This window comes from Azospirillum isscasi, assembly GCF_030849505.1.
In the GTDB taxonomy this organism is placed as follows: domain Bacteria; phylum Pseudomonadota; class Alphaproteobacteria; order Azospirillales; family Azospirillaceae; genus Azospirillum; species Azospirillum isscasi.
Window position 1 is genome coordinate 1 of sequence record NZ_JAUJFI010000184.1, and the last position, 9,934, is coordinate 9,934.

The following is a 9,934-nucleotide window of genomic DNA, read 5'->3' on the forward strand; positions in this document are numbered from 1 at the left end:
GCCGCCCCCCGCCACGGCGCCCTGGTGGACCGCCGTGCCGGAACCGACCCCCGCCGCTCCGGTGGCGGAGCCGCCCGCTCCCGCGCCCCCGCCCTCCGCCGATCCGGCCCCTTCGGCTCCGGCTCCGGCCGCGGAGGAGGAGAAGGACCCGGCCAAGGCCGCCGAGGCGCTGATCCAGCGGCGCAGCCGCGGGCGGGCGGGCACGGTCCAGACCTCCTGGCGCGGGGTGCTGGACGTCAGCGCGCTCGTGCCGTTGCGCAAGCGCCTTCTGGGGGAGTGACGCCATGAGCGACAGCGCGCAGACCGGGCGGGAACACCGGAAACACGGTTCCGGCCAGGGTCCCGGCAACGGTCCGGACCAACTGCTGGAACGCTACCGGGCGGCGCGGGAGCGCCGGTCGGTCTGGGAAAGCCACTGGCAGGAATGCTACGACCACGCCCTGCCCAACGGACAGCCCTTCCGCGGCGGCGGAAACCCCGGCGAACGGCGGGTGGACCGGCTGTTCGACGGCACCGCCCCCGACGCGGTGGAGCAACTCGCCGCCAGCCTGCTGGCCGAACTGACCCCGCCCTGGTCGCGCTGGTTCGGGCTTCAGCCCGGCCCGTCCCTGCCGGACGGGGAGCGCGACCGCGTGGCCCCGATGCTCGACCGTGCCGCCGGCATCGTGCAGGCCCATGTCGACCGCTCCAACTTCGCCGTGGAGATCCATCAGGCGTTTCTCGATCTGGTGACGGTGGGCACCGCCTGCCTTCTGATGGAGGAGGCCCCGCCGGGCGGCGCGTCCAGCCTGCGCTTCACCGCCGTGCCGCTGGCCGAGGCGGTGCTGGAGGAGGGGGGCGACGGGCGGCTGGACGGCACCTTCCGCCGCAGCGAGGCGACCCTGGCCCAGATCGAGCGGCGCTTCCCCGGCGCCGCCGTCCCGGACGAGGTACGGGAACGCGGCACGGAGGAGCCGGACCACCGCTTCCCTCTGGTGGAGGCGGTGCTGCCGGATGGGCTCGCCTACCGCTGGATGGTGGTTCTGGACAGCGGACTGACCGACCCCTCCACCCTGGCCGAGGGGCGCTTCGCGCAATCGCCCTTCATCAATTTCCGATGGCTAAAGGCGCCGGGGGAGACCTATGGCCGGTCGCCGGTGATGAAGGCGCTTCCGGACATCAAGACTGCCAACAAGGTGGTCGAACTCGTGTTGAAGAACGCCTCCGTCGCCGTCACCGGCATCTGGCAGGCCGACGACGACGGGGTGCTGAACCCCGCCACCATCCGGCTGGTGCCGGGAACGATCATCCCCAAGGCGGTGGGGTCCGCCGGGCTGACGCCGCTCGCCAACCCCGGGCGGTTCGACGTGTCACAGCTCGTGCTGGACGATCTGCGGGCGCGCATCCGCCACGCGCTGCTGGCCGACCGGCTGGGGCCGCTGGACCAGCCGCGCATGACCGCGACCGAGGTGGTCGAACGCTCCGCCGAGATGGCGCGGCTGCTCGGCGCGACCTATGGGCGGCTCCAGGCGGAGCTGCTGACCCCGCTGCTGCTGCGCGCCGTCGGCATCCTGCGACGCCGCGGCGAGATCCCGGACATCGTGGTGGACGGGCGCACCGTCGCTCTCCAGCACCGCTCCCCGCTCGCCCAGGCGCAGGCGCAGCGGGACGTGCAGGCCACGCTGCGCTGGCTGGACACGGCGCGGCAGCTCGGCCCGGAGGCGCTGTCCACGGTGGACGCCGCGGCGACCGCCCGCTGGCTGGGCGAAGCCTTCGGGGTGCCCGCCAAGCTGGTGCGGGCGGAGGCGTTCCATGGCTGATCATCGCATGGCCGATCCCGCCGGCTGGGACTGGCTGGACGGCGCTCCCGCAACCGCAACCGGCGGCGATCCGGCCCCCAGCTTCGCCCGCTGCTTCGCCGGGCCGGACGGGGCGCGGGTGCTGGGCACGCTGACGGCGATGACGCTGGAACGCACGCTCGGTCCCGACGCCTCCGACGCCGCCCTGCGCGACCTGGAAGGCCAGCGCCGTCTGGTCGCCCTGATCCTCGCCCTAACCGCCCGCGGGCAGGGCGCCTGATCCCCTCTTTATCGAACAAGGAGTGTTCCATGGCCGAGAATCTGCTGACCGCCCCCGCTCCCGGCGCCCCGCCTGCGGTGCCCGAGAAGTTCCGCGACCCGGAAACCGGCGCGGTGCGCGTGGAGGCGCTGTTGAAGTCCTATCTGGAGCTGGAGCGCAAGCTGTCCGCCCCCGGCGGCGAGCGGCCCGACCTGCTGAAGGTCCCCGGCGTGCCGGACGGGCCGGAGGGCTATTGCATCGCCTGCGACCACGGGCTGTTCGAGCCGGACCCGGCGATCAACGGCCGCCTGCACGGCGCCGGCTTCACGCCGGAGCAGGCGCAGCTCGTCTACGACCTTGCCGCCGAACGGCTGGTCCCGCTGATCCAGGAACTGGCCGCCGAGTTCCAGGCGGAACGGGAGGTCGAACGGCTGTCCGCCCAGTTCGGCGGGGCCGAGCGCTGGCGGGAGGTGTCGCGGCAGCTCCACGCCTGGGCCGTCAAGAACCTGCCGCCCGCGGCGGTGGAAGGGCTGTCCACCACCTATGAAGGGGTGATGGCGCTGCACCGGATGATGAGCGGCGCCGAGCCCGCCGCCCTGTCCCTGCCCGCCGGCACGCCGTCCGGCGGCGGGGAGGCGGAGCTTCAGGCGCTGATGCGCGACCCCCGCTATTGGCGCGACCGCGACCCGGCGGTGGTGTCGCGGGTGACCGACGGCTTCCGGCGGCTTTATCCCAACGCCTGAGGCGGCGGCGCGGCGTGGCTTCGCGATGGTTCCCGCGTTGCCATGCCGCGCCGAGCGGGCAAAATGTCGCAGCGGGATTGAAATCGGGGGTGGGCTGCGGTGGCGGGCAACTTGGGCGTTGCGTGGCTGTAATAAAAAAGCGAGGCTCCGTCACAGAATGACAACCGGCCACAGACAAAGGCCGGACACGACGACCGCCGCCGGAACCGTGATGACGTTGCGCCGCAAGATCCGCTGGCTGACCTGGATCGGCCTGATCGGCTGCCTCATGGCGGCAATACCTGCGCTTTACCTGCTGCGCAACGGTTTGATTACGGAGCGGGAACGGCTGACGCACGCTCTGGTGGAGTCGGCGCATGCGATGCTCGGCGAGATCAACACCGCCATCGACACCGGGGCCGTGGCGCGGGACGAGGGGCAGGGGCAGGCCCGGCTGGCGTTGCGGGCGCTCGGGCGCGATCCCTTCCATGTCAGCGTCTTCACCGACGGGCTCGTGCCCGAGGGGTGGATGGGGGAAGGGCACTCCGTCCGCGCCAGCATCGTCTTCGAGCCCTGGGGCTGGGCCGTCGCCGCGGCCAGCGGCACCGACGATCTGGACCGCGAATTCGCCGCGGAGGCCCTGGCCTTCGTCCTGTTCATCACCGTCCTGCTGGTGCTGAGCTGGCCCCTGTCGGTGTTCCTGTCGGAGCATGTGCTGGGCCCCATAGAGGCGCTGTCCGAGAGCATGGAGCGGCTGACCGGCGGGCAGACCGGCATCGACATCCCCGGACGCGACCGCCAGGACGAGTTCGGCGCCATGGCCCGCGCCATGGAGTATTTCCGGCAGGCCGCCGAAGCGCTGATCGAGCGCGACGAGCGGCTGTTCGGCATCATGAACAACGTCGGCGAAGCCATCGTGCTGGTCGGCGAGGACGGGCTGGTGGAGGAGCACAACCCCGCCGCCGTCGCGCTGTTCGGGGTGCCGTCGGTCCAGCTCGACGGGCGGCGCTTCGCCGATCTGTTCGCCGGGGAGGACCGCGAGCGGGTCGCCCGGCTGCTCGGCACGGAGGCCCTGGCCGGCACCGTTCCGGTGGGAACGGGCTCCGGCCGCACGGAGCGCGCGGATGAGCTGGGGATCGAGCGGGAGGACGGGCGGGTCGAGGCGTCGCTCGCCGTTTCCTGCCTGGACGTGCAGGGGCGGCGCAGCTACGTCTGCGCGCTGGCCGACATGACGGAGCGGCTGCGCCACGAGCGGGAGCTGCTGCGGCTCGCCACGCGGGACCGCCTGACCGGCCTGCCCAACCGGGCGCTGGTCGAGTCGCTCCTGGACTCCTCCATCGAGCGGGCGCGCCGCCATGGCCGCCGCTTCGCGGTTCTGTGCCTGGATTTGTCGCGCTTCAAGCTGATCACCGACACGCTGGGCCACCACGCCGGCGACCTGCTGCTTCAGGAGGTCGCGTCGCGCATCGTCGTGACGGTGCGGGCCAGCGACACGGTGGGCCGCATCGGCACCGACGACTTCGCGGTGATCCTGGACGAGGTGGGGGACACGAAGGAGGCGGAGATCGCCGCCCAGCGCATCCTGGCCGCCTTCGAGGAACCTGTGCTGCTGATGGAGACGGAGCATTACGTCCGCCCGTCCATCGGCATCGCGCTGTTCCCCGACCATGCCGACAGCGCGCAGGAGCTGATCCGCTCCGCCGACACGGCGCTCTACGCCGCCAAGCGGGCCGGCGGCAACCGCCACGCCTTCTTCCGCAAGGAGCTGGCCGACCAGGCCCACCGCCACCTGGCGCTGGACCGCGACCTGCGCGCGGCGCTGGCGCAGGGGGAGTTCCAGCTCCACTACCAGCCCAAGGTGTCGCTGATCGACCAGTCGCTGGAGGGGTTCGAGGCGCTGCTGCGCTGGGACAAGCCCGGATTCGGGATGATTTCCCCCGGCGAGTTCATCCCGGTCGCGGAGGACACCGGCTTCATCGTGCCGCTGGGCGACTGGGTGCTGGACGAAGCCTGCCGCCAGCTGCGCGACTGGCTGGACCGCGGGCTGGAGCCGGTGCCGGTGGCCGTCAACATCTCCCCGCGCCATTTGCGCCAGCGGTCCGCCGAGGATTTCCGCCGCATCATCGACCGCCACCGCCTGTCGCCCGATCTGGTCGAGCTGGAGATCACCGAGGGCGCGGTGATGCAGGACATGGACCACGCGCTGACCGTGCTGGCCGCGCTGAAGGCCATGGGCATCCGCGTGGCGGTGGACGATTTCGGCACCGGCCATTCCTCGCTGAGCTATCTGAAGCGGCTGCCGGTGACGACGCTGAAGATCGACCGCTCCTTCGTGAACGGGGTGCCGAGCGAGCGCGAGGACAACGGCATCGTCTCCACCATCATCGCCATGGCCGACATGCTGGGGCTGGACGTGGTGGCGGAGGGGGTGGAGAAGCAGGAGCAGGCCAATTTCCTGCGCCACCACAACTGCACCCTGGTCCAGGGCTGGCTGACCGGGCGTCCGGTTCCGGCCGGGCAGGCCGCCGACCTGCTGACCGTGCGCCTGCGCCGGACGGCCTGAGGGCAGGCCCGGGGGCCGGTGCGGCCCCCGGACCGTTCCAGGTATCAGCGCAGGGCGCCCTTGACGTCCTCGTACTTGCCCTTCTGCCAGCTCTCCAGGCCCTTGAGATCGGCTTCCGTCATATCGACGGTAAGACGGTCGCCTTTCATGTGCAGGCGGTCGAGCGGCAGCACGACGTCCTTGTCGCTGATGTCGGCGACGTGGTCGACATCGAGCACGGCGAAGGTCTGGCCGCTCTTGCGGACGATGCCTTCGACCTCGGCGATGTCCTTGCCGTCGCTGCCGTAGACGTCCTTCCCCTTGAGCTGGGCCGCGGTCATCTTCGCGACCGCCGGGTCGAGCGCCCCGTGGGTGGCCGCGACCTGCGCGGTCGGCTTGTTGGCCGGGGCTTCCTTGGCGGCGGTTCCGGACGCGCTGTCGGCCAGGGCCGGCGCGGCGAGCAGAAGGGCGGCGGCGCCGCAGGCGGTGATGATCGTTTTGCCGCAGGCGGTGATGATCGTCTTCATGAAGCGTATTCCTCTTTTTGCAACGTGTTTTCGGGCCATAAAGGCGCATCATTCAACAGTGCGGCCCTGGGGGTTATTCCGCGCTCCAACGGGGTACCGCGGTGGAGGATCGCTTCCTTGCAAGGAAAATATTCTTGACATGACGGGATGTATGTCCTAGAACCGGTCTTGCCAACGCCCGACGTGCGTCCCCTCCCGCGGCGGGTGGCGGCATCCTAAACCTCCCCTCCATGCCTGTCCTGAAAGGGGCTGGCCGGACAACCGAAAGGCCCGGCCAGCCCCTTTCTTTTTCGCGCTTCGCCCGCGGCCGGGCGCGCGGTCCCCGGTTTTGTTTCCGGGACCGGGCGCGCCTGACAACCGGGTGGCGGAATGCTCCCCGCCGGACGGGACCCCCGCACAACGCGAAAGGAAATCATTCCGATGTCCACCTCGGTCGCCCAGGCTTTCGTCAAGCAGTTCGAACGCGAAGTGCACGACGCCTACCAGCGCATGGGCTCCAAGCTGCGCAACACGGTGCGCACCAAGAACAACGTCCAGGGCGCCTCCACCGTCTTCCAGAAGGTCGGCAAGGGCACGGCCTCCACCAAGGCGCGCCACGGTGCGGTTCCGGTGATGAACCTGGACCACACGCCGGTGGAATGCACCCTCTACGACTTCTACGCCGGCGACTGGGTCGACCGGCTGGACGAGCTGAAGACCAACATCGACGAGCGGCAGATCATCGCCAGCGCCGGCGCCTACGCGCTGGGCCGCAAGACCGACGAACTCATCCTCGGTGAGCTGAACAAGTCCACCAACTACGCGGGCGGCGCCGGCGACGGGCTGACCAAGGCGAAGGTGCTGACGGCCTTCGAGAAGCTGGGCGAGGCCGACGTGCCGGACGACGGCCAGCGCTACGCCGTCGTCGGCTGGAAGCAGTGGAGCCAGCTCCTCGGCATCGAGGAGTTCGCCAGCACCGAATATGTCGGTGCCGACGAGCTGCCCTGGCGCGGTACCCAGGCCAAGCGCTGGCTGGGCGCGCTGTGGATGCCGCATTCCGGCCTGAAGGCCGAGGGCGGCGTGCGGCTGTGCCACTGGTACCACAAGACGGCCATCGGCCACGCCTCCGGCGCCGATGTGAAGACGGACATCTCCTGGCACGGCGACCGCGCGGCCCACTTCGTCAACAACATGATGTCGCAGGGCGCCGGGCTGATCGACGCGGCGGGCGTCGTCACCATGCGCTGCCTGGAAGCCTGACGCCGCCGCCCTTACCAGCCCGACCGACACGGAGTTTCCTCCCATGGCCTATCTTTCGAAGGACCTGAGCGTCCTCGCCTACGCCAACGGCTTCACGCTCTGGCACTACACGACCCCGGACGCCGCCACGCTGGTGGACAACAGCGGCTATTTCAACGGCGCGTCCGACCTGCTGCGCAGCGGCGACATGATCCTGGCCAACACCGGCACCGCCGGGATCCCCGCCGCCGGCGTCCTCGTGGTCGCGGCCAACGCGGCGGGGGTGGTGGACGTCACCAACCTGTCGCCCTTCGGCGCGTCCAACACGGACTGACGGGTTCCTTCCGGTGTTCCCTCTCCCCTCCGCTCACGCGCAAACGAAGTTTGCGCTGACGCGACAGGCGGACCTCTGGTCCGCCGAAAGCGGGGAGAGGGTCAGGGTGAGGGGGCTGCGCTCGTGCCGGACGTACCGCCACGCGCATCCCCCTCACCGCCCGCTTCTCGGGCGCCCTCTTCCCAGCGGAGAGAGGGTTGTGAAAGCCGGTGGAGCTTTCGCTTCTCCTGATCGGAAGGACCGATCCCATGGCATTGACCGCTATCGGGCTGTGCAGCCGCGCGCTCATCAAGATCGGGGCGACGGCGATCACCGCCTTCGACGAAGGCACCGCCGAGGCCGAGGTCGCGGCCTCGCTGTACGAACCGGCGCGCGACGCGCTGCTGTCGGCCAACGCCTGGAGCTTCGCCACCCGGCAGGCCCGGTTGCCGCGGCTGGCGGACGACCCGCTGGCCGATTATGGCGCGGCCTTCCATCTTCCCGCCGATTTTCTGCGGGCGCTCGGCGCCGGGGTCGGCGGGCGGGGCCGCGGGCTGGACTACCGCATCGCCGGGCGGGCGCTGCACGCGGCCTCCGACGCGGTGGTGCTGAGCTATGTCGGGCGCCCGGCGGAGGAGGATTTCCCGGCCTTCTTCGACCAGGCGCTGATCGCCCGGCTGGCCGCGGAGTTCTGCATCCCGCTGACCGAGAACACCAGCCGGGCGGAGCTGCTGCAACGGCTGGCCGAGACCGAGTTCCGCCGTGCCCGCCAGATCGACGCCCTGCAGGACAGCCAGCCGGGCTTCGAGGATTTCACCCTGATCGAGGCGAGGGGCTGATGGCGCGGATCCGTCAGGTGAAGACCAACTTCACGGCGGGGGAGATCTCCCGCCGGCTGCTCGGGCGCGGCGACCTGCGCGCCTACGACAACGGGGCGCTGGCGCTCCGCAACCTGTTCATCCACCCCACCGGGGGGGTCACGCGCCGCTCCGGCCTCGCCTTCGTCGATCCGGCCCACGGCGACGGGCGGCTGGTCGCCTTCGAGTTCAACACGGAGCAGACCTACCTGCTGGTCTTCTCGGACGGGCGGATCGACGTCTACGGGAACGACGCGCCCGTCGCCACGGTGACGGCACCCTGGACCGCCGCCCAGCTCCCCCAGATCACCTGGACGCAGAGCGCCGACACGCTGCTGGTCTGCCACCCCGACGTGCCGCCGCGCAAGCTGACCCGCAGCGCCGCCAGCGCGTGGACGCTCACCGACTGGAGCTACGTCGCGGAGGGGGAGCGGCTGGCCATGCCCTTCTACCGCTTCGCCGATCCCGCCGTGACGCTGACGCCGTCGGGCACGGACGGGCTGGTGACGGTGACGGCCTCCGCCCCCGTCTTCGACCCGAAGCAGCAGGGAACGCGCATCCGCATCCAGGGCCGGCAGCTCCGCGTCGAGGGGGTGGTCTCCGCCATGCAGGTTTCCGCGACGGCGCTGGAGACGCTGGCCGGGACCGCCGCCACGACGGCCTGGGACGAGCAGTCCTTCTCGCCGCTGCGCGGCTGGCCGGTGTCGGCGGCCTTCCACCAGGACCGGCTGGTCGTCGGCGGGTCGCGCGACCTGCCGAACCGGCTGTGGCTGTCGCGCTCCGCCGATCTGTGGAACTTCGATCTGGGCACTGGCCAGGACGACGAGGCCATCGAGTTCGGCATCCTGTCGGATCAGGTGAACGCGGTGCGCGCGGTCTTTTCCGGGCGGCACCTGCAGGTCTTCACCTCCGGCGCGGAATACATGGTGTCGGGCGATCCGCTGACGCCGCAGAACATCCAGGTGCACCGGCAGACGCGCATCGGTTCCCCGGTGGACCGCTCCGTCCCGCCGCGCGACGTGGACGGGGCCACCCTGTTCGTGTCGCGCAACGGGCGGGAAATCCGCGAGTTCCTCTACACCGACACGGAGGCCGCCTATCAGGCCAACGATCTGGCGCTGCTGGCCCGCCATCTGGTGGTGAGGCCGCGCGACCAGGACTACGACCAGGGGCGCCGTCTGCTGTTCGTGGTGATGGAGGACGGCGCGCTGTGCGCCCTGACCGTCTACCGGCTGGAGCAGGTGACCGCCTGGACCCGGCTGGAGACGGACGGGGCGGTGCGCTCCGTCGCGGTGGTCGGGGACGAGGTCTATGCCCTGGTGGACCGCGCCGGGCGATGGAGCGTGGAGCGCTTCGACGACTCGCTGCACCTCGACGCCGCGCTGGTCGGCGACCACGGCGGCCCGACCGCGGTGTGGAGCGGGCTGGACCATCTGGAGGGGCGGACCGTCGCGGTGGTCGCCGACGGGACGGTGCGCGCCGATGCCACCGTCGCCGCCGGAAAGATCGTGGTCGATCCGCCGGCCCGCCATGTCGAGGCCGGGCTGCCCTACAGCCACCGCGTCGAGCCGCTGCCGGTCAGCCTGCTCGGGCAGGCGGGCGGGACGGACGCGGTGCGGCTGGTCTCCGTCGGCTTCCGGCTGGAGGAGACGGCGGCGCTCCACGCCGATCTGGGGCGCGGCCTTCAGGAGCTGGCGCTGCACCGCGCCGGGCCGCAG

At 71.1% G+C, this 9,934-nt stretch carries 10 protein-coding genes; 9 read left to right on the forward strand and 1 reads right to left on the reverse strand.

Annotated features, from left to right (window positions below; all coding sequences use genetic code 11):
- From QSG27_RS24850 to QSG27_RS24870, 5 genes are all read left to right on the forward strand, one after another.
- On the forward strand, positions 1–280 hold a 280-nt coding region (locus tag QSG27_RS24850; protein ID WP_306710894.1), incomplete at its 5' end, for a hypothetical protein.
- A gap of 4 nt (positions 281–284) precedes the next feature.
- Positions 285–1,799, forward strand: coding sequence for a portal protein (locus QSG27_RS24855; protein WP_306710896.1), 1,515 nt, complete (start codon positions 285–287; stop codon positions 1,797–1,799).
- A complete protein-coding gene (locus tag QSG27_RS24860; RefSeq protein WP_306710898.1) occupies positions 1,792–2,058 on the forward strand; it encodes a Bbp19 family protein in 267 nt (88 codons plus the stop codon). Before QSG27_RS24855 ends, QSG27_RS24860 begins: the two co-directional genes overlap by 8 nt.
- A gap of 29 nt (positions 2,059–2,087) precedes the next feature.
- The gene (locus tag QSG27_RS24865) at positions 2,088–2,780 is read left to right on the forward strand and encodes a capsid assembly protein (RefSeq protein ID WP_306710900.1); all 693 of its coding nucleotides are present in this window, start codon (positions 2,088–2,090) and stop codon (positions 2,778–2,780) included.
- Positions 2,781–2,991: 211 nt separating this feature from the next.
- A complete protein-coding gene (locus tag QSG27_RS24870; protein ID WP_306710902.1) occupies positions 2,992–5,322 on the forward strand; it encodes a putative bifunctional diguanylate cyclase/phosphodiesterase in 2,331 nt (776 codons plus the stop codon).
- A gap of 44 nt (positions 5,323–5,366) precedes the next feature.
- Here QSG27_RS24870 and QSG27_RS24875 read toward each other — a convergent pair whose 3' ends face one another.
- Entirely contained in the window at positions 5,367–5,828 is a 462-nt protein-coding gene (locus tag QSG27_RS24875; protein WP_306710904.1) for a PRC-barrel domain-containing protein, read from the reverse strand.
- Between the two features lie 420 nt (positions 5,829–6,248).
- Here QSG27_RS24875 and QSG27_RS24880 point away from each other — a divergent pair, with 420 nt between their 5' ends.
- From QSG27_RS24880 to QSG27_RS24895, 4 genes are all read left to right on the forward strand, one after another.
- The gene (locus tag QSG27_RS24880) at positions 6,249–7,067 is read left to right on the forward strand and encodes a phage capsid protein (RefSeq protein WP_306710906.1); all 819 of its coding nucleotides are present in this window, start codon (positions 6,249–6,251) and stop codon (positions 7,065–7,067) included.
- A gap of 43 nt (positions 7,068–7,110) precedes the next feature.
- Positions 7,111–7,380, forward strand: a complete 270-nt coding sequence (locus QSG27_RS24885) for a hypothetical protein (RefSeq protein WP_306710908.1) — start codon at positions 7,111–7,113, stop codon at positions 7,378–7,380.
- Between the two features lie 248 nt (positions 7,381–7,628).
- Positions 7,629–8,198, forward strand: a complete 570-nt coding sequence (locus QSG27_RS24890) for a hypothetical protein (protein WP_306710910.1) — start codon at positions 7,629–7,631, stop codon at positions 8,196–8,198.
- Positions 8,198–9,934: hypothetical protein (locus tag QSG27_RS24895; protein ID WP_306710912.1), on the forward strand; the 1,737-nt coding region annotated here is incomplete at its 3' end. The genes QSG27_RS24890 and QSG27_RS24895, both read left to right, overlap by 1 nt.